Genomic DNA, 19,502 nt, shown 5'->3' with positions numbered 1-19,502 from the left:
GGGATTTTTGTCGGGAGGGAAGAATTTAGTATTATATTAGATTGAATTCAAGAATTGCGTTGGGGAAGGGCAGCGCACTGCAATCAAAGTGTCTAATGATCAAGTTCGGGCATAACGTTTATGGATGGATTCCCTCTGAAAAAAGGAGTTTACCTCATGTATAAAGTTTTGCTGGCGGATGACGAACTGTTGGATTTGGAGGGGATGAAGCGGTTTATCCCCTGGTCCGACCTGGGGCTCCAGGTCGTCGGTGCCGTGAACAACGGCTTTGCAGCCTGCGAGGTTATGGAGCGGGAGCCGGTCGATATTCTGGTCACGGACGTAAACATGCCGAATATGTCAGGGCTGGAACTGGCCCGGATCGCGATCGAGAAAAAACCGGAAGTCCGAGTGATCTTTGTAAGCGGTTACCAGGATTTCAACTATGTGAAACAGGCGCTTTCCTTGAAAGCGTGCAGCTACGTGTTAAAACCCATGGAGGATGACGAGCTGATTTCCTCCCTGCGCCGGATTACCGAGGAGCTTGCCGAAGAGGAACGCCGCAAAGCAGCGGAGAAACAGTACCTTCACCTCAAGCCGATGGCGAAGAACGACTTCCTCGTCCGGCTGCTGGAAGGGGAGCTGGCCCTTGCCAAGGCTGAGGAGTTTGGCGAGCTCGCGGCTTCCTTTGGCATGGATCGTTTAAGTGCGCCGCTGCAGGCGGCCGTACTGGAAATCGATGATTTGAAGTGGCTGCAGCCGGGAAATGCGGAAGCGGCCCTGCATCACTTGGAAATGAGCTTGACGCAGATCAACGAGGTGCTGCTTGGCTATGGATTTACCCACAGTTGCAAGCTGTCCCGGCAGCGGATCGGCATCCTCCTGCATGGCGAAAGGCTCAGAGCCTGCGTTGACGAGCTATGCGGCGCGGTGGACGCCAAGGCGTCTCTTTCCTTGACGATCGGGCTGGGCCAGCAGGTACCGGATCTTTCCCGCATCCATGAATCCTACAGGCAAGCGTTGGAGGCGCTGGAGGGAAAGATGTTTTTCGGCCGTGGGCAGGTCATTAAATACGAGGATGTGCAGCAGGCTCCGGAGCTTAGCGACGCGCGAACGCTGGATCTAAGGCTGGATGCGTTGTTTAAGGCGATGGCCAATTACGATCTGGTCCTCATTCACGATGAGATCGAGAATCTGTTCAAATCCGTCTCTTCGCTTCGATCCAAATTTACGATTTATAATCTGGCGATGTACATCGTTTTTAAGCTGGACCATTATTTGCACGCCCTGGATGAGGATCTGTTCGAAATGCTCGGCATGGAACTTCACAGCCTGGATGTGGTGCTCCAGTTTGAAATGGTCGGGGATATCCGTTCGTGGCTGGTCCGCAAGGTGTTTGAAATTTCCGAAATCATGCGGATCAAAGCGAACTCCAAAAACAGCCGGCTGATTCGTGAAATTTTGAAAACGATGCGGGAGCGCATGCAGGAGAACTTGACCTTAAAGGACATTGCCGAGCAGTTTTCGTTCTCGCCCAACTATTTGGGGCATCTGTTCAAGGAAGAGGTCGGCAAAAGTTTCAGCGAAACGCTGATCGGCATGCGGATGGAGCGGGCGCGCGAACTGCTCAAGAATCCGTCCCTGAAAATTTACGAGGTCGCGGATCAGGTCGGATACCGATATATCCCGTATTTTAGCCGGCAGTTCAAGGAGACGTTCGGCATGACCCCGATGGAGTGCCGAAAGCGCGAGTAGGACGGAGGGAACGAAACATGAAACCGGCCGCGGATGCAGCACCGAAACAACCGAAATACATTCCTTTCGGCTACAAGTTAATGATCACATATATGGTGTTTATTATTTTGCCGGTCCTTGCGATCGGCTATTTTTCGAATGCGATGTACCAGGAATCCATCCGGGACCAGACGAGAAATTCCATTCAAGGGACGCTTGTACAGATGAAGGATAATATCGAATTCAAGATGGCCGACGTAGAGCGCATCTCCTCCATGCTGTATAACGATTACTCCCTGGTCATCCAGCTGCGGAGCTATGAAGAAGGCTGGGACAGCTACGAGCGGACGACGAAGATCATCATGCCGAAATTCGCCATCGCCGTGAATGCAACGGGATTGAATATCGCGATGTACCTGTTTCTGGCCAACGATACGCTGCCGGAGGTGTACTACGGTTCTTTTGACCGCGAAAATCCGGATCTGCTCGAACGGAATTATAATCTCTATCATTTAAAGCGTATAGAGAACAAGGCTTGGCACCGGGACTTTCCGCCGGAAAAATACGGGGAGACGATGCTGTGGAGAAAGGTGGAGCGCGATGCGGACTTCAGCCGGATCTCTCTGCTGCGCCGCCTGGTGGACAGTCAACGTCCGCTGGATTTGAAGGAAGTCGGTTTTATGCGGATCAGTGTGAGTACGGAGGAGCTGTTCCAGGGGCTGGACTATAAAAAAATCGGGGACGGGAGCGGCCTGATTATCCATGACGAAACCGGGGCGGTGCTGCACCGATCGGGAACGATTCCCGGTGAAGGCCGTGAAGCCGATGCCAACGGGGGAGAGCGCGAGTTTCTGACGATCCGCGAGTCGGTCGGCAGACAAGGCTGGGACTTGACGGCCTACGTGCCGCTGACGATCATGGAGCGGGATTCCGCGAAGGTGCGCATGTTCGTCATTCTGATCTGCCTGCTGTGCCTGATCGTATTTACCTTTGCGGGGATGTTCATCTCGCGGTATTTCTCCATCCGGATGAACAAAATCGTGTTCGTGCTGAACGCGTTTCGCGAAGGGGAACTGCACAAGCGGATGGGATATCGGGGCAAGGACGAATTTTCCCAAATCGCCAACGCATTGAATGAGATGGGCCGAAATATCGATCATCTGATCGAGCAGGTGTACATGACGCAGATCGAAAAGAAAGAGGCGGAGCTCGAGTCGCTGCAGGCCCAAATCAACCCGCACTTTTTGTACAATACATTGTCTTCCATCAGCCGGTTGGCCCAATTCGGCGAGATCGACAAGCTCCAGCGGATGGTGTTGGATTTGGCGAAGTTTTACCGCCTTTCCCTCAATGAGGGGAGGACCGTGATCCCGATTCACAGCGAATTGGAACAGGTTAAGGCGTATATGAACATTCAGACAACCAAGTTCGGCGAGGCGGTTCATGTCTTTTACGATATCGATCCGAAAATTTTGAACTACGTTACCGTGAAACTGATTTTGCAGCCTTTTATCGAAAATGTTCTGGAGCATGCCTGGTTCGGAAACTCCATTCATATTCGCATCTCGGGACGCCTGGAGGGGGAGCGCATCGTTTTTAAGGTGATCGATGACGGCGTCGGAATGTCCCTCGAGCGGATTGCACAAATTTTTGATCCGGTGGAGGGGCTTAACACCGGGTTTGGCATCCGAAATGTACACAGCCGGATTCAGCTTCATTTTGGATCCGCCTACGGCGTTACGATCGGAAGCCGGCCGGGGATCGGCACAACCGTTCGAATCGTGATCCCCGCCCAAAGGCGCACGGACTAGGACCAAAGGGGAAGGGACTTGACGCTGAGGACCGCACTCCTTTTTCCGAAAGGCCAAGGGTCCTAAAACTGAAACTATCTTCCTGTTTTATGAAAAGCTTGTTTATAACTCCGGAGAAGCGGGTAAACGATCGATAGTGATCCGAATCGGAAAGAGGATGACCCGAACCTTATTCATAAAGGAGTTTTAACGATATGAATCTCAGCAGTGTACATAGCCCGGTACCCTATCATTCCCAATATCCCAGAACTTCCGTGATGAGTCAGGCTAAGAAGAGCGAGGGCAAAGACTCCCCGCTAAGCTTCCAGGAGATATTGCAGGAAAAAATGAAAAGCAACCGGGAGCGCCAGACTTCCGAGTCAAAACGCTTGTCTCTGCCGAGATCGGTCTAACCGGATAACTTAGTTTTACCCTTCCTAACATGGTTCCCCCTGCCCAAGACAGCCGTTTCCAAGCAAACGGCCGGTCTTGGTTTTTTTGTTCGAGGGACGGGAATCGCAGCGTCTTCGCCTCAACCTTGACAGAAAATGACTTCTCGGGTTTAATAGTCCAATAGTTTCTTTACATAGAATGAGTAAATCCGCATCAAGAAAGGCGACAAGTGTATGACCGCGAACCTGAGACAGATCCACCCGCTATCCTGGACCATTATTATTGGAACGATTTTCGGCAGAATGGCCACGTCCATGAGCATTCCCTTCCTCTCTATTTATCTGATCGGCAGGCTCGGCGCAACCCCGTTAGAATCCGGCGTCGTCGTTGCGGTCAGTTCGCTGATCGGTGTGTTTGCCAGTTTCTACGGCGGCTACATTTCGGATGTCATCGGCCGAAAAAAAGTGCTGTTCATCTCCATCTTCGGCTGGGCGCTCGTCTTTGTCGGTTTTGCGCTGGCCGATCGAATCTGGTTGTTCTTCATTATCAATGCGCTGAACGGACTCTGCCGGGCCATGTTTGAACCGACCTCCCGGGCGTTATTGGCCGACATTACTCCTCAGGAAAGTAAACTTCTCGTTTTCAACCTGCGGTATGCCGCTATCAATTTGGGGGTGGTGGCCGGACCGATTTTAGGGCTGCAGATGGGCTCCTCCCACTCGGGGGGCGCCTTTTACATCGCGGGCCTCGTATATTTTTGCTATGGGGCGGTGCTCGTCTTTCAGTTTCTGGGACACAAACATATCGGCGGGGTCAGCGGGGAAAGCAGGGATCCTTTAACCTTAACCGAAGCGCTGCGGGTGACCGGCAAGGACCGTACTTTCGTCTATGTGCTGATCGGGATGATCTTTTGCGTGCTGGGGTACGGGCATTTCAGCTCGACGCTGGCCCAATATATGGAGTTAAGCCCGCATTTCACGGACGGGGCGAAATGGTTCGGCTACATGCTGTCCTTGAATGCGGTGGTCGTACTGACTGTTCAATATCCGCTTGTCCGCTTCGCCGGCCGTTTCTCGCCGATGGTGCCGTTAATCGCGGGAAATTTATGCGTAGCCTGCAGTTTGCTGATGTTCGGCCTCTTTCCTTACCTATGGACCATGATGCTCGGCGTCGTCGTATTTACGATCGGGGAAGTGTTGATGTTCACGATGACGGATGTGCTGGTGGACCGGATCGCCAGTCCGGAACTGCGGGGCACTTATTTCGGAATGTTCGGCTTCAACAACCTTGGGAATGTACTGGCTCCGTTGCTTGGCGGTTTTCTGCTGAACGGATTTGGAGCGAACCATGCGATCCCGATATTCGCTGTTATAGCCTTGACTACGGCCTTCGGTCTTCCGTTTCTCCTCCTGGCCCGCAAACATTTGCCTGAAGGAAAGGAGTGAGGGGGGCCAAAAATGTAAGTGAATCCCCTTTTCCAAATTTAGAGGACTTGAGTTGAAATGATCTGCGATCGCAGGAAAGCCCGCCGTCCGGTATGTATTCTCCGGAAGCGGGCTTTTTGTCTTTGGTTACGGCTTTGCCGGTTTCGGCCAAATAAAGTAGCTGCAGGTAATCAGGAAGTCTATGCCCAGAACGGCCCCCCAAATTCGCAGAACGTCCATTAATTTTTCCGTCCGAGTCGGGTCGTCGATCCAATAGACTAGACCGGCAAGGAGTCCTGCCCCGATGAGAAACGCCAGGATATGCCGGAAAAATCCCTTCAGGTAATGCTTGGCGAAATCCGTGCCGTACCGTTTGACGGGTTTGGCCTCCGGCTGTTTGGCGATATGGTAGCGAAATCGGGTGTCGGCCCATTGGATCATGCTTTTGCCGTAAGCGACGGAAACGCCGATGTAAACGGCGGCGATGGCGTGGGCCGTAGTCGCTGTGGCGCCGCGATACAGGTCCAGGCCGGTGATGATCAGGAGAACCAGATCCACGACAGGGGTTAACGCGAGCAGAATAAGTCCGAGTTTGGGCAATTTCAAGACATAGCGGGCAAGGAGCCCGGCTGCGATAACAACCCAAAACGCAATCTCACAGGCAACAATCATCCAGGCTACGAAATTCATTGTATACTCCTTCCAAAATATAAATATTTAATTTTTATAATACAGTTGTACTAAATAAATGTCCACAAGGAACTTTTTTGATAAAATGAGGCTATGCCGAAACAAATCGATCATGACCAAAGAAAACAAAAAATCGCCGAAGCGACATGGCGGGTGATTTTGAGGGACGGGATGAGTGGCGCGACCGTAAGAAATATCGCCCGGGAGGCCAATATTTCGCCGGGATCGCTCCGGAACGATTTTCCCTCCCAGGAGAGCTTGCTGCAATACGCTATGACTCTGGTAAAAGAGAGGGCGGGCGAGCGCATCTTGACCATTGCCAATCAGGAACTTCCTCCGAAGGAGAAGGTGCTGGGGATGCTGATGGAAATCGTGCCTACCGATGAGCAGACGCGGGCGGAAATGGAGGTGTGGTTTGTATTTACCGCCCATTACAGCCACCAAAGGGAGCGGTTTGACGCCGGTTTCGACGGAATCCGGAATATGATCCGGATCATTATTCACCAACTGCAGGAGCTGGATTTACTTAAGCCGGATATCCATCTGGATTTAGAAGTCGAGAAACTGTACGCCTTGGTGGACGGTTTGGCGCTGCACGCCATGCTGGAGCCCGGCAGACTTGACCGGAGTCAAATTAAGGCCGTCCTGAAAAGCCATCTGTCATCCGTCTGTCTGTTCTCTTCTTAGCGATCCGCTAAACTAGGGTCCAAGCGTTCTCCCGGTCCGGCGCGTATACTGTGTCAAGATCCGGAGGAGGTGAAGAACCTTGACGCTGCAGGCCAAGATGAAACGAGCCCTCCGCTATGTCGGAAAACGGGTGCGGATTAAAACCAAAACCGGAGCCGTTTTGTACGGCACGGTCGAAGAGGTGAAGAGCGGCAAGCTCTACTTAAAGACAGAATCCCTTCATCCGCGGAGCAGCAAGGCGCATGCCGCATTCGCTCCGGCTATTTTGCCGCTGGTGCTGTTCGACTTGCTGGCGATTATTCTGCTAGACAGAAGACCGAGACGCAGGAGATTAAGAAGATTATAACAAGTGGAAACCCGGCCGGGATACAATCCGGCCGGGTTTTCGCGTCTCGCCATGATGAAATGGGAGAGCCTGTCTTAACGCCTGTCCCCGGCGGCGGGCCAAGCAGGAACTCGTCTGCATAATCGGCCAAGTTCCCACATAGACATGTATCAGTTTAAGAAATCAAACTGCAGAGGGGATGATCTCATGCGTCGGATCGCAAGGATGCTGACGATATTCATCGTAGTAAGCATCGTACTGGCCGCATGCGGGAAAAAAGATGCCGCCGGCGTCGTCAAGGATTTGGACAAAGTGGTTACCAAATTGGAAAGTTATCAGGGCTCGGGGACCATGACACTGTTTACCGGTGACAAACCCCAGGAGTACAAGGTCGAGGTGTGGTATCAAAATCCGTCCTTTTACCGGATTGCGCTCACCAATGCGGAAAAGGACATAACTCAAATTGTGCTCCGCAACGAGCAGGGCGTGTACGTTCTGACGCCGAGTTTGAACAAGAGCTTCCGTTTTCAAAGCGATTGGCCGGAAAATCAGGGGCAGGTGTATTTGTACCAGACTCTGGTACGCAGCATCCTGAGCGATAATTCCCGTCAATTCGTGGCCGATAAGGACGACTATGTTTTCGAAGTGGCCGCCAACTACAACACGCATTCGCTGGTTCGGCAAAAAATCTGGCTGGCAAAGGACAATTACGCCCCGAAACAAGTACAGGTCTCCGATGCGCAAGCGAAGGTTGTCGTTGAGGTGAAGTTTGACAAGTTCGATTTCAACACCAAATTCGACAACAACTCTTTCGATATGCAGCACAACTTGGATACGGCGGCTAAGGACGCTCAAGGAACGCTGCTGGAAGTGGATCAGAACGGGATGTTGGTGGAAAAGACTCCCGAGGAGAAGGCCGAGGACAACCAGCCTTCAACGGATGCGGCCGCGGGGGAAGCGGGAGACGGAACGGTGGAGAAGGCGCTTCCGGCGTTGTCCGATCCGTTTGGAGTCATTATCCCCACCTACCTGCCTGACGGTGTTGTGCCTCAGGACGATAAGATTGTGGAGGACAGCGAACGGAGCATGGTGCTGCTGCGTTATGACGGTACATACCAATTTACGCTTTCCGAATCCCGGTCTCCCGATCGTACGACATCTCTCGTCCCGGGCGAAGTGATCGATCTCGGGTTTACGGCCGGGCTGCTGACCGGCGAAGAGCTTCAAACCTTGACATGGACGGTGGACGGTTTGGAATTCCGGATTACGAGCGACAATTTGCCCGTGCCGGAGATGGTGAAAATCGCCGCTTCTATGCAGGATCAAACGGGTAAATAAGGATTACGGCAGGCGGATTAACGGTTGTCGGGGAGAAGATGAAAAGTTCCCCTGACCCGTCTATTCGCCTCTTTCTTCATCTCACCTTCCACCGGATTTGACAGCCGCTCCCCGGAACATTACGATAAGTGTATTGTTTCAGCATGGACTTTCAATCATTAGAGAAGGTGACTTAAAGTGCAAGTGAAGTATCGGCCAACCCAAGCAGTCATAGACCTGGATGCACTGTATTCCAACTACACGGAGCTGCGGCGAAATCTGCCGGCCGGCATGAAATTTATGGGCTGCGTCAAAGCCAATGCCTACGGGCACGGCGCCGTTATGATCGCGCGCGAACTTGAACGTTACGGGGCGGATTATCTCAGCGTCGCGTTTTTGGATGAGGCGCTCTTACTCCGGCGTTCGGGGATAACCCTGCCCATACTCGTACTTGGATACACGCCTCCGCACGGTGTTAGAACTGCGTGGGAGCACGACATTACGCTGAATGTTTTCAGCGCAGAAGTGCTTGAGGCGATCTCGGCGCTCGACCCTTCCGATTTTCCGCATAAGCTAAAGGTCCATATCAAAATCGACTCCGGTATGGGACGCCTTGGTTTGCTTCCCGGGGAAGGAGCGGTTGCCTTCATTCGTCAAGCGCTCGAAATGCCTCAGCTGGAAGTTGAGGGGCTGTTTACTCACTATGCTACGGCGGATGAAGAAGACAAAAGCTATACATTGGAGCAGTATCAGCGGTTTCAGGACGTGGTGTCCGCCCTGGGGGAACTTGGAGTCCAAATCCCGATTATACATACGGGCAACAGCGCCATCGCCATTGATTTGCCGGACCTTTCCTGCCAAATGGTAAGAATCGGCATCGCTCTATACGGGCTGTATCCGTCCGAACAAGTCAGCCATCAAAGCGTGAAGCTTAAGCCGATCCTGTCGCTGAAGAGCGCCGTGGTTTGGGTTAAAACGCTGCCGCCGGCCTCCGCCGTCAGTTACGGTGCGAAGTATGTGACGAGACGGGCGGAACGGATCGGAACGCTCCCGATCGGTTATGCGGACGGATATTCCCGTATGCTCGACGGCAAGGCGGAAGTATTGATACGCGGACACCGCGTTCCTGTGATTGGAAAAATTTGTATGGACCAATGTATGGTATCGCTAGAACCTTTGGCCGATGAAGCCAAAGAAATCCAAGCCGGCGAGGAGGTTGTACTCATCGGTCAGCAGTCCGGGGGACAAATATCCGCGGATGAACTGGCCTCCGCCATGGGAACTATCCACTACGAACTGATATGCATGCTGGCCCATCGGGTTCCGCGCTTATACACCCGTTCGGGGGCGCCTGATATACTTGTCAACCCTCTATCGACCTAATCATTACGCAGGTTGACAAAAACCTACAAAACTTTTTTCCCGGGTGAAGGAATTTATGCCTAGTCTATCGAATGAGTAAACAATGGAAATGACTCAGGTATGTACGGTAATGTCATTTTTGTTTATAATGATATGCAGCATACTTGATATACTCACGGCATATATTTTCTTTGTATATATTTCCTTGGATAATGCTATACTGTATCACAGGGTCAAGGGATCAGGGTCGACAAGGTTTTGGGGGTGGAAGTTAAAGATGGCCAATATGCATAACACCAAAAGAATCATGATTAGTTTACCGGATCATCTTTTGCAGGAAGTGGATGGAATCGTGGCGATGGAGAATTCCAATCGCAGCGAGCTGATCAGGCAGGCTATGAAGCTGTATCTGAACGAGCGGAAGAAGCGGTTTATCCGCGAATCGATGCAGCGCGGCTATATGGAGATGGCGAAGATCAATCTGTCCATGGCCTCTGAAGCGTTCCATGCGGAGGAAGATGCAGACAGCACTCTGGACCGCCTAGTAAGCGGGGTGTAACTATTGATCGTAAAGCGCGGCGACGTTTTTTTTGCAGACCTCTCCCCTGTAGTAGGTTCTGAGCAAGGCGGGGTGAGACCGGTGCTTATTATCCAGAACGATATCGGCAACCGATTCAGCCCGACGGCGATCGTTGCTGCCATTACCGCACAAATCCAAAAGGCGAAGCTGCCGACGCATGTCGAAATTGAGGCGGCAACGCATGGGTTTGATCGGGATTCCGTTATCTTGCTGGAACAGATCCGTACGATTGACAAACAGAGATTAACCGACAAAATTACGCATTTAGACGACGAGACGATGAAAAAGGTGAACGACGCTTTGCTCATTAGTCTTGGTTTAATTGACTTTTAAACATATCGCCCGAGAAGACGGCGTCAAGCTCGGGTCGGACGCTTCGAACAACTCGTTCGGGGCGTTTTTTGTTCGTGGCTTTAGCCAGTGGAGCTCGCGAAGCGTGCGAAACAGCAAGCCATCTGCTATGCGGGTGGTGTAGTGATGCTTATAGCAACAAACCAACCCGATACGGTCGTTATCATAGGGGTGTTCAAGCTACTATGTTGTATAACGAAAGGAAAAGGTGGTTTAACGGCTAATCGAAGTGATACGTCACCTACAAAGAGGCGCCTAGCGTGCTTCCAAGCTTCCAACTCCAAAAAGATGCAAATCCTCTAAGGCCCCCTAATTAAACTGGAGTCTCCCTGCCCAATAATTTAAACTTAGGACAAAGGGAGATGATCGGTATGGGAAAAAGGTTGAATGAAGAAAAACGTTTAAAAGTTGTGAAAGAAGCGATGGCAGGTGTTAAGGTGGGGGTATTGGCTCGAATGTACGACGTCCACCCTGAGACTGTCCGTAGTTGGATTCGAGATCATCGGGACTCTATTTCGCCTGAAGAAATTCCTGCGGCAGACGAACATGTTCAAGAGTTGCAACGCCTGCAGGAGGTAGAGCAACGCTACCAAAAGGCCGTTAAGGTCCTTGGTGAAAAAGAACTCGAAATCGAAATTTTGCGAGAGCTGCTAAAAAAGCAAAACCCCGCTTATCTGAAAAATTTGAAATAGCCGACCCATTCATTAAGCGGGGGGAACCGGCAGCTGTTGTGCTGCGCATTCTTGGGTTGTCAGAATCAACGTATTACCGTAAAAAGCGACTCGCCCAGTCGGCAGAAAAAGGCGAAGAACGTCCAACCGAAAGCCGTGCAGGGCGCCCTGTGCCGGGATACTCATACACGACTACAGGTGAGAAAGTTAGCGACGCACAAATTAAAGAATGGCTGCTCGAACTCCTTGAAGGAGAAGAGTTTGTCTATGGTTATAAGTTTCTAGCCCAATCCCTTCGAGATAAGTATGATCTCATCTTCAACAAAAAGAAGTCTTATCGACTTTGCCAAGAGTTAGACATATTGCAGAAACCTAGAAAGCGCCTACGCTCTCACCCCCGCAGATTACCGAGAAATCGAGTTATAACGGGGTCAAACCAACTTTGGCAAATGGACATTAAATACGGATACGCGATCGGGCAGAACCGGTTCTTTTTTATACTCAGCATTATAGATGTGTTTGACCGAATGGTAGTAGGGCAGTATAGAGGCCCGGTATGCGAAGCTAAACAAGTCGTCCAAACCTTCTGGTATGCCTTGCAAGACCGTATAGAGCCCGGCGAGCCCATGCCGGTGGTTCGTACAGACAATGGTCCACAGTTCGTTAGCAAGCTATTTGGGGATACCTGTGAAAGCTTGGATCTTATTCATGAGCGTATTCCGCCACGGTCCCCCAATATGAACGCCTACATTGAGTCGTTTCACAGCGTCCTGGAGCGCCATCTGTTTAGCCGGAGGGACTTTATGACCCTGGATGAAGCTTATGAGGCACTAGACCAATACATGGACTTTTACAACAACCGAAAAATTCACGGTAACTTAAGAAAAATGTCTCCAGCGAAGTTCTCAATATGGGTGAGGACACTGAAAGACACCTCTGCCTTTCATAGAGCGGTGTAATACGGCAGAATAAGGAGCAATCCTGTGAATTCATAAACATTGTAGGGTAGGACTCCGAAATAAGGGGGCCTCGCCGAATCTGCAGGTATTTAAGGCGATCCCCGAGGGGATTGCGAAAAAAGATGCAAATTTGCAGGCATTTCCAGCGATTTTAGAGAAACGAGCCGGTTTCGTCGAAAATTCCTGCAGATTTGCAGGAATTTTGAAATTTTTGCCCCAAACAAGAAAAAAACATGCACATATGCAGGAATTCTATGTTATCAAGGTTATCTGACGGGGGATAGTTTGTCGCGTGCGCGGGCCCCTCAGGCGAAAAAAAGGCGATGATTTCCCTCTGAAAACGAGAAAATCACTGCCTTTTTTCATTGTGATATCAATCTGGGCGGGCGCGGGCTAGTCGTTCCGCAGCGCATAGATCGGTCTCAGCTTGGCGGCTTTGTTGGCCGGAATCATGCCGAAGACGACGCCGATAAACAAGGAGAAGCCAAAAGCTATGAGCACAACGGCGATCGAAACGTCGGCGCTTAAAGTCGAATAAGTGCTGATCAGAGCGCAAGCGCCGTACCCGATGCCTATGCCGATCAAGCCTCCGAAGCTGCTCAGGGCGGTGGACTCGATCATGAATTGGAGCAGAATGTTCCTTTTTTTCGCCCCGATCGCTTTTCTAACCCCGATTTCCCGCGTCCGCTCGCTGACGGACACCAGCATAATATTCATAATTCCGATTCCGCCGACGAGGAGGGAAATCCCGGCGATCCCGCCGAGCGCCATGGACAGCATCTGGGTGGTCGAGTTCAGCGTATCCATCATTTCCTGGGCGTTGAAAATCGTATAGGCGTTGTCGGCGGATTTGAACTTCTCGTTCAGCCACGCTTCAAGCCGGCTCTGCGTCCGCTCGACCAGGTCGGTCGATTCCGCCTGGACCGTGATCGAACGGATGCCCCGGGTTTGCATAAATCGTTCCGCGGTCGTGATGGGAATCAGAATTTTGTCGTCATTGGACTCGGTCGCGCTGGTGCCGATCGATTCCAACAGCCCGACGACGGTAAAGCTGGATCCGTTCAATTGCAGCGTTTGTCCGACCGGGTTGTCGGTTCCGAAAAAGTCGCCGGCCACCTCGGTGCCGATAAGCGCCACTTTCATGCGATATTCATTATCGATATCGAGAATATATCGACCCGCTTGGACATGAAAATCTTTAACCTCCTCATAGGCGGGAGTAATCCCTTCAATGGTATACGTATCGTTAATCGTTCCCTTTTTTACGGTAGCGGAACCGTTGATGACCGGAGAAACCGCCTTGATCCCCTCAATTTCGCTCAAACTTTTGACCTCCGCGTAGGTTAGGGACGTCGTCGCTCCCCGGCCCATGATATTGACGGTGAGCAGATCGGTTCCGAGCCCTTCCAGCTGTTCGGTAATGGACGAAGTGGTGCCTTGGCCGACGGAGACCAGGGTGATCACGGACGACACGCCTATAATAATACCCAACATCGTCAGAAAAGATCGAACTTTGTTCCCAAGTATGCTTTTCAAGGCCATCTTGATGCTTTGGTACAGGTTCATCCCGCGGCCCCCCGATCCTCGACGATCTCGCCGTCCATGATCCGGATAACCCGCTTGGCTTGCTCTGCGATAGAAAGGTCGTGTGTGATAAGAATGATCGTATGCCCTTTACGGTTTAAATCTTTGATCGTTTCCATCACTTCGGCACCGGTTTTACTGTCGAGCGCGCCTGTAGGCTCGTCAGCCAACAGGATCGGAGGATTCCCGGCGATAGCGCGGGCGATGGCCACGCGCTGCTGTTGACCGCCGGACAGAGCGGAGGGGCGGTTATGCATCCGGTTCTCCAGACCGACCGATCGGAGCGCCGCCTCAACCGCCTTCTTTCTCTCCCGGTGCGGCATGTTCCGGTAAATCAGGGGCAGCTCCACATTTTCATAGGCCGAGAGTTTCGGCAGCAGGTTATATTGCTGAAAAATAAAACCTATTTTTTCATTGCGGATTTGCGCCAATTTGTTATCGGACAATTGACGGACGTCCTGTCCGTCCAACATGTAGCCGCCCGCATCGGCGACATCCAGACAGCCCAGCATATTCATGAGGGTTGATTTTCCGGAGCCGGAAGGTCCGATAATGGCGACAAATTCCCCGTCATGAATGCGAAAGGAGATATTTTGCAAAACGGGTATCCTCTCTCCCGCCATGATATAGCCGTGACTCAGACGATCCACTTCGATTAGCGGCCGGGGCGAACTTATCATTCTCTCCCACCCCCGCCACCACCGCCGCTGCGGGGCATCCCGCTTCCGCCGCCGGGCATACCGCCGCCCATGCCGCCACCTATACCGCCGGGCATTGGAGCGCCTCCGCTTCCGAAACCGCCCATCCCTGCGGGGACGGCTTGCTCATTGGCCGTTGAGCTGCCGGAAGGCCGAACGGTGGGGATAACGACTTCGTCTCCTTCGTTCAAGCCGCTGACGATCTCAATCCGGGTTTCGTTATGCGCTCCAACCTGGACTTCCTTCATCCGGCCATTGGCCGAAGCGCCCGTTTTTCGGGCGGTGGGTGACGCGGAATCCGCCGCCGGTTCGCCGGTTTCCGTCTGCTCCCGCACGTTACCGCCGTCGTTCGAGGAACCGGAAGGCAGGAGGACTATGTATTTTTCGCCCCGTTGTTGAACCGCTTCGATGGGAAGCGTCAGCACATTCTTTTTCTCCTCCAACATCACCGTAGCTTCCGCGGACATGCCGACTCGAACTCCCTCGGTCTTCAGAAGCTTTATCGTAACGTCAAACAGGGAAACCCCGTTGGAGGCGACCCCCTCGTCGGCAATATCCGAAACTTCGCCTTCAAAGGTTTGATCGGGCAGCGCATCGATTTGAACGGCAGCCTTCAGTCCCGGTTTTACTTCGGGGATATCCAGCTCATCCACCTGAATCGCAACGCTGAGGTCCTGATAATTATGGATCGCAAACAATTCGGTTCCGGTCTTAGCTTGCTCCCCGGCCGTGATGTTGACGGTGGTCACGGTTCCGTCAATCGGAGCGGTTAGCGGATCCGGGGCAGCCATATCTTCCCGAATCGAGGCGATTTCCTTTTCCGTGCTTTGAATGTTCAGCTCCTGTTTGGCTATCGACTTTTTAATGGAGGTTAACTCCTCCTCCGTCCCGCCGTCCGCGACTTTTTGTTTGAATTGTTCCTGAAGGTCCTGAAGATCCAACTGCTGCGATTTCAGATTCCTTTGCTGCGATTCGAGATTCTCGGTGAGATCATTCGCTTCAAACGTGAGCAGAACTTGTCCTTTCTTGACGACGTCACCGGCTTCGACCAACACCTGCTTCACTTTGCCTTCGTCCTTGGTCCGCACCGTTTCGCTGTCCGTAGCGATCACCGAGCCGGATCCGGAAACGCTGACGGTAATATCGCCCATGGCCGCCTTGGCCGTGCTTTGGACGGGGGAGGGCGATTCCATGTTTCGATCCGGTAAGTTCAATACGATAATTATAGCGACTGCCGCAAGGGCGGCTGCCGTGAGCCCGATCCATAGCCATCTCTTTGCTCTCATTCCATCACTCCAGCTTTCCTTGATATTAGGCACTCTTCATATTAAGGGGGCAAGTTGAATCTATTCTGAAGTGAGGCTGAAAGAAAACTGAAAATTTCCTGCCGTTTTTTTCAATGTATAAATAAGGATGGCACCAAAACTGAGGATGAAGTACAATGTTATTATCTGGACTTTTTTGGGGCATATGTGAGGGCAGGAAATGGATTCCCAAGCATAGGGATATTTTCTGGCTTTCCGGCCATGCGAATATGCAGTAATTTTTTTGAGGAGGCTTCTTCATGGATCAAAATCCGCAAGACCAGTATCAATACACGACATTCAACAATTACCCGCCCGGCTATCCGCCGCCACCCGCCAAGACGAACGGTAAATCGATCGCATCTCTCGTCATGGGCATCCTGTCCATCGTGATTCCTTATATAGGCTTTCTCCTGGGGATTGTGGCCATTGTATTTGCCAGCTTATCCTTCAAGGAGTTGAAGAGAACCGGGGAACAGGGCAAGGGATTATCCATTGCCGGTCTGGTTTGCGGTATCGTCGGAACCGCTTTGTACGGCATCATTCTCTTGATTTTAGTCTTCGCTCTTATCGCGTTTGCTTCGGTAAGCAGCGGAAATATTTACACGAACTTCTAATGGTCATCCATGTTCCCGGAGACACCGCGGCTATACGCAGCCCCGGTGTTTTTTATTAGTGGCTTTAGTCTGTTGAGCTCGCGAAGCGTGCGAAACAACAAACCGCCTGCTATAGCAAAAAAACACCAGATGGGGTCGTTATCATAGGAGTGTTCAAGTTGCTATGTATAGCGAAAGGTAAGGTGGTTTAATGGCTAATCGAAGTGATATGTCACCTACATAGTGGCGCCTAGAGTACTTCCAAGCTTCCAACTCCAAAAAGATGCAAATCTGCAGGTTTTTATGCCGATTCCCGAGCGTATGCGAAAAAAGATGCAAATCTGCAGGAATTTCCAGCGATTTTAGAGAAACGAGCCGGTTTCGCCAAAAATACCTGCAGATTTGCAGGAATTTTGAAATTTTGGGCCCCTAACAAGAAAAAAACATGCACATATGCAGGAATTCTATATTATCAAGGTTGTCTGAAGGGGACTAGCAATAAACGCACCCTTTAAGGGATAGGCAAAAGCGGCAATTGGCATAGTAGCTTGAACGAAGTGAAAGCTAGCTCTTTTAGACGCGAGCCGGTAATAAAGGCTTATAGCCTAAGAGCAAGCCACCCGTTGGACGGGTGTTTTTTATTTCCAAAGGACCGGCATTCATCTGGTGGTGGAAATACCTTGGGAAGTCTGTGATAATACTAAGCACAGAGTATTTTTGAGCGAAAGAGGGATTCTATTGTCACATACGCAAGCGGATGCCATAAAGGCGGAGGAACAAAACGGGAGGGAGAACCGCGAACGGATCGTTCAGCAGGTCGCCAAGGAACTCTCGCTGTCCCAGAAACAGGTACGCACGACGATTTCGCTATTGGACGAAGGGAACACCATTCCCTTCATCGCCCGTTACCGGAAGGAAATGACCGGGGAGCTGGATGAGAACCAGCTTCGCGAAATTGAGGACCGTACGCAGTATTTGCGCAATCTGGAGGAACGGAAGAAGGAAGTCCTTCGCATTATCGCCGAACAGGGGAAGCTGACGGACGACTTGGCCGCGTCGATCGAGAAAGCGGTCAAGCTCCAGGAAGTGGAGGATTTGTACCGCCCTTACCGGCAGAAACGCAAAACAAGAGCGAGTGTGGCCAAGGAAAAAGGGCTGGAGCCGCTGGCCGAATGGCTGAGGTCCGAGCCCAAGCAGGGGGATGCGCTGGTTGAGGCAAGCCGGTACGTGAACCCCGATTTAGGCGTTCAGACGGCGGAAGAAGCGCTCCAGGGCGCTATGGATATCGTCGCCGAAGCGATAGCCGATGAAGCGGCGATCCGCGCATGGGCCCGCAAATATACGATGGACCATGGGATGATGGTATCGGAGGCCAAATCGCCGGAGGCCGAGTCCGTTTACGAGATGTACTACAATTATCGGGAGCCGGCAAAGAAAATGCCTTCCCACCGCATTCTCGCGATGAACCGCGGAGAACGGGAAGACGTCCTCAAAGTGACGCTTGAAGTGGATGCGGAGCCGATTCATCGCTATATCGCGGGACGCTGGATTAAGGGAAATTCCGCCGTGAGCGGCATCCTTCACAGTGTCGTTGAGGACGCGTACAAGCGGTTGATCGCGCCTTCGATCGAGCGCGAGGTTCGCGGCGCCTTGACGGAGCGGGCCGAACAGCAGGCCATCTCCATCTTCGCCGGGAACCTGCGCAGCCTGCTGCTGCAGCCGCCCGTCCGCGGCAAACGCGTGCTCGGCGTCGATCCGGCCTACCGGACCGGCTGCAAGCTGGCCGTGGTCGACGACACGGGCAAGCTGCTGGAGGTCGCGGTGACGTATCCGACGCCGCCGAACAACAAGAAGCGGGAGGCGGCCGCCAAGTTCAGCGAGCTGATCGACAAGTACGCCGTCTCGCTGATCGTGATCGGCAACGGGACCGCCTCGCGCGAAACGGAGCAGTTCGTCGCCGAGGTCATCGCCGAACGGAAAGACAAAGAGCTGGCCTATTTAATTGTCAATGAGGCCGGTGCCAGCGTTTACTCCGCGTCCAAATTGGCGCAGGAGGAATTCCCCGATCTGGATGTAGCCGAGCGGAGCGCGGTTTCGATTGCCCGGCGCCTGCAGGACCCGCTGGCCGAGCTCGTCAAAATCGAGCCGAAGGCGATCGGGGTCGGACAGTACCAGCATGACGTCTCCCAGAAGCAGTTGGACGAGAGCCTGACCGCCGTTGTGGAATCGGCGGTCAACCATGTCGGGGTCGACGTCAACACGGCTTCGCCGTCTCTGCTCTCGTACGTGTCCGGGGTCAACGCGACGACGGCGAAGAATATCGTCAAGTTCCGCGAGGAGAACGGACGGTTCGTCGACCGGAAGCAGTTGCAAAAGGTGCCGAGACTCGGCGCCAAAACGTATGAGCAGTGCATCGGGTTTCTACGGATCAGCGACGGACGGAACCCGCTGGACAAAACGCCGATCCACCCCGAGTCCTATGACGTGGTGAACCGGTTGTTCGCGGAGTTGGGCGTCGATTTGGGACAAGTCGGCTCCAAAGAGCTGGCCGCCAAACTTGCGGCGGTCGACGCGGAAGCGATGGCGGCCCGGCTGGAAGTGGGGGTTCCCACACTTCGCGACATTCTGGACAGCCTTCAGCGTCCGGGACGCGACCCGCGCGAGGAGCTGCCGCTGCCGATTTTCCGCACCGACGTGCTCAAGATCGAGGACTTAACCCCGGGCATGGAACTGCAGGGGACCGTGCGGAATGTCATCGATTTCGGCGCCTTCGTGGATATCGGTATCAAGAACGACGGCCTGGTGCATATCTCCCAGCTCAGCGAAGGATATGTCAAGCACCCGATGGATGTCGTCTCGGTCGGCGACAATGTGACCGTATGGGTCCTGAATGTCGATTTGAAAAAGGGACGCGTCGGACTTACGATGCGAAATCCCCAAAAATCGGCTTTATAGATGACAGACGAAAAACCGGACAGCACATGCCGTCCGGTTTTTTTGCGGTTGCTATGGTGTGCGCCGTTAGGCGGCTTCCTTTTTATGCTAAATCGAAAGAACT

General features: G+C 52.5%; 18 protein-coding genes. 14 read left to right on the top strand and 4 right to left on the bottom strand.

The genetic code is table 11. The features are described from left to right. Positions 1-156: 156 nt before the first annotated feature. The 4 genes from FRY98_RS06095 to FRY98_RS06080 all read left to right on the top strand — a co-directional run bounded on the left by FRY98_RS06095 (position 157) and on the right by FRY98_RS06080 (position 5,341). A complete protein-coding gene (locus FRY98_RS06095) occupies positions 157-1,734 on the top strand; it encodes a response regulator transcription factor (RefSeq protein ID WP_148450801.1) in 1,578 nt (525 codons plus the stop codon). A gap of 17 nt (positions 1,735-1,751) precedes the next feature. Then, the gene (locus FRY98_RS06090) at positions 1,752-3,524 is read left to right on the top strand and encodes a sensor histidine kinase (protein ID WP_225040329.1); all 1,773 of its coding nucleotides are present in this window, start codon (positions 1,752-1,754) and stop codon (positions 3,522-3,524) included. Positions 3,525-3,718: 194 nt separating this feature from the next. Then, a complete protein-coding gene (locus tag FRY98_RS06085) occupies positions 3,719-3,916 on the top strand; it encodes a hypothetical protein (RefSeq protein ID WP_148450800.1) in 198 nt (65 codons plus the stop codon). A gap of 213 nt (positions 3,917-4,129) precedes the next feature. Further along, a complete protein-coding gene (locus FRY98_RS06080) occupies positions 4,130-5,341 on the top strand; it encodes an MDR family MFS transporter (RefSeq protein ID WP_148450799.1) in 1,212 nt (403 codons plus the stop codon). A 126-nt stretch (positions 5,342-5,467) separates the two neighbouring features. On the opposite strand, the gene FRY98_RS06075 is transcribed toward FRY98_RS06080, so the two are convergent. Beyond that, positions 5,468-6,010, bottom strand: coding sequence for a hypothetical protein (locus FRY98_RS06075; RefSeq protein ID WP_148450798.1), 543 nt, complete (start codon positions 6,008-6,010; stop codon positions 5,468-5,470). 93 nt (positions 6,011-6,103) lie between these two features. Between FRY98_RS06075 and FRY98_RS06070 the strand changes: the two genes are divergently transcribed. The 8 genes from FRY98_RS06070 to FRY98_RS06035 all read left to right on the top strand — a co-directional run bounded on the left by FRY98_RS06070 (position 6,104) and on the right by FRY98_RS06035 (position 12,262). Further along, positions 6,104-6,697, top strand: a complete 594-nt coding sequence (locus FRY98_RS06070) for a TetR/AcrR family transcriptional regulator (protein ID WP_148450797.1) — start codon at positions 6,104-6,106, stop codon at positions 6,695-6,697. Positions 6,698-6,776: 79 nt separating this feature from the next. Next, positions 6,777-7,043, top strand: a complete 267-nt coding sequence (locus tag FRY98_RS06065; RefSeq protein WP_225040327.1) for a hypothetical protein — start codon at positions 6,777-6,779, stop codon at positions 7,041-7,043. A gap of 186 nt (positions 7,044-7,229) precedes the next feature. Then, complete coding sequence (locus tag FRY98_RS06060) at positions 7,230-8,360, top strand: outer membrane lipoprotein-sorting protein (RefSeq protein WP_148450796.1); 1,131 nt, start codon at positions 7,230-7,232, stop codon at positions 8,358-8,360. Positions 8,361-8,537: 177 nt separating this feature from the next. Next, positions 8,538-9,722, top strand: a complete 1,185-nt coding sequence (alr, locus tag FRY98_RS06055) for an alanine racemase (protein WP_148450795.1) — start codon at positions 8,538-8,540, stop codon at positions 9,720-9,722. A 256-nt stretch (positions 9,723-9,978) separates the two neighbouring features. Beyond that, positions 9,979-10,260, top strand: a complete 282-nt coding sequence (locus FRY98_RS06050) for a CopG family ribbon-helix-helix protein (protein WP_148450794.1) — start codon at positions 9,979-9,981, stop codon at positions 10,258-10,260. Between the two features lie 3 nt (positions 10,261-10,263). Continuing rightward, positions 10,264-10,614, top strand: a complete 351-nt coding sequence (locus FRY98_RS06045) for a type II toxin-antitoxin system PemK/MazF family toxin (protein ID WP_148450793.1) — start codon at positions 10,264-10,266, stop codon at positions 10,612-10,614. Between the two features lie 389 nt (positions 10,615-11,003). Continuing rightward, complete coding sequence (locus FRY98_RS06040) at positions 11,004-11,324, top strand: helix-turn-helix domain-containing protein (RefSeq protein ID WP_170287029.1); 321 nt, start codon at positions 11,004-11,006, stop codon at positions 11,322-11,324. A 38-nt stretch (positions 11,325-11,362) separates the two neighbouring features. Then, positions 11,363-12,262 carry an IS3 family transposase gene (locus FRY98_RS06035; RefSeq protein ID WP_249043332.1) on the top strand — a complete coding sequence of 300 codons (900 nt, stop codon included), beginning with the start codon at positions 11,363-11,365 and terminating at the stop codon, positions 12,260-12,262. A gap of 393 nt (positions 12,263-12,655) precedes the next feature. Here the strand turns inward: FRY98_RS06035 and FRY98_RS06030 are convergent, their stop codons facing one another. From FRY98_RS06030 to FRY98_RS06020, 3 genes are read right to left on the bottom strand one after another with little or no spacing between them, the layout of a single operon-like run. Continuing rightward, positions 12,656-13,828, bottom strand: a complete 1,173-nt coding sequence (locus FRY98_RS06030) for an ABC transporter permease (RefSeq protein ID WP_148450791.1) — start codon at positions 13,826-13,828, stop codon at positions 12,656-12,658. Then, on the bottom strand, positions 13,825-14,526 hold the full coding sequence (locus tag FRY98_RS06025) for an ABC transporter ATP-binding protein (RefSeq protein WP_148450790.1): 702 nt from the start codon (positions 14,524-14,526) through the stop codon (positions 13,825-13,827). Before FRY98_RS06025 ends, FRY98_RS06030 begins: the two co-directional genes overlap by 4 nt. Further along, on the bottom strand, positions 14,523-15,830 hold the full coding sequence (locus tag FRY98_RS06020; RefSeq protein WP_148450789.1) for an efflux RND transporter periplasmic adaptor subunit: 1,308 nt from the start codon (positions 15,828-15,830) through the stop codon (positions 14,523-14,525). The genes FRY98_RS06025 and FRY98_RS06020 overlap by 4 nt, the downstream gene beginning before the upstream one ends. Before the next feature lie 278 nt (positions 15,831-16,108). On the opposite strand from FRY98_RS06020, the gene FRY98_RS06015 reads away from it, so the two are divergent. Beyond that, positions 16,109-16,465: a DUF4190 domain-containing protein gene (locus FRY98_RS06015; protein WP_148450788.1), complete on the top strand. Its 357-nt coding sequence runs from the start codon at positions 16,109-16,111 to the stop codon at positions 16,463-16,465. 717 nt (positions 16,466-17,182) lie between these two features. Continuing rightward, complete coding sequence (locus tag FRY98_RS06010; protein ID WP_211373262.1) at positions 17,183-19,399, top strand: Tex family protein; 2,217 nt, start codon at positions 17,183-17,185, stop codon at positions 19,397-19,399. The last annotated feature ends 103 nt before the right edge of the window (positions 19,400-19,502 follow it).

Origin of the sequence: Paenibacillus faecis, assembly GCF_008084145.1 — a bacterium.
Classification (GTDB): domain Bacteria; phylum Bacillota; class Bacilli; order Paenibacillales; family Paenibacillaceae; genus Fontibacillus; species Fontibacillus faecis.
Note: the sequence above shows the minus strand (reverse complement) of the source record. Positions and strands in the feature narration are given on the sequence as shown.

Excerpts from the sequence above, each read along its gene's own strand:
- FRY98_RS06030 (WP_148450791.1), bottom strand. The coding sequence starts at position 13,828 with ATGAACCTGTACCAAAGCATCAAGATGGCCTTGAAAAGCATACTTGGG.
- FRY98_RS06080 (WP_148450799.1), top strand. The coding sequence starts at position 4,130 with ATGACCGCGAACCTGAGACAGATCCACCCGCTATCCTGGACCATTATT.
- FRY98_RS06075 (WP_148450798.1), bottom strand. The coding sequence starts at position 6,010 with ATGAATTTCGTAGCCTGGATGATTGTTGCCTGTGAGATTGCGTTTTGG.
- FRY98_RS06050 (WP_148450794.1), top strand. The coding sequence starts at position 9,979 with ATGGCCAATATGCATAACACCAAAAGAATCATGATTAGTTTACCGGAT.
- FRY98_RS06090 (WP_225040329.1), top strand. The coding sequence starts at position 1,752 with ATGAAACCGGCCGCGGATGCAGCACCGAAACAACCGAAATACATTCCT.
- FRY98_RS06025 (WP_148450790.1), bottom strand. The coding sequence starts at position 14,526 with ATGATAAGTTCGCCCCGGCCGCTAATCGAAGTGGATCGTCTGAGTCAC.
- FRY98_RS06060 (WP_148450796.1), top strand. The coding sequence starts at position 7,230 with ATGCGTCGGATCGCAAGGATGCTGACGATATTCATCGTAGTAAGCATC.
- FRY98_RS06040 (WP_170287029.1), top strand. The coding sequence starts at position 11,004 with ATGGGAAAAAGGTTGAATGAAGAAAAACGTTTAAAAGTTGTGAAAGAA.
- FRY98_RS06085 (WP_148450800.1), top strand. The coding sequence starts at position 3,719 with ATGAATCTCAGCAGTGTACATAGCCCGGTACCCTATCATTCCCAATAT.
- FRY98_RS06015 (WP_148450788.1), top strand. The coding sequence starts at position 16,109 with ATGGATCAAAATCCGCAAGACCAGTATCAATACACGACATTCAACAAT.
- FRY98_RS06020 (WP_148450789.1), bottom strand. The coding sequence starts at position 15,830 with ATGAGAGCAAAGAGATGGCTATGGATCGGGCTCACGGCAGCCGCCCTT.
- FRY98_RS06070 (WP_148450797.1), top strand. The coding sequence starts at position 6,104 with ATGCCGAAACAAATCGATCATGACCAAAGAAAACAAAAAATCGCCGAA.
- FRY98_RS06095 (WP_148450801.1), top strand. The coding sequence starts at position 157 with ATGTATAAAGTTTTGCTGGCGGATGACGAACTGTTGGATTTGGAGGGG.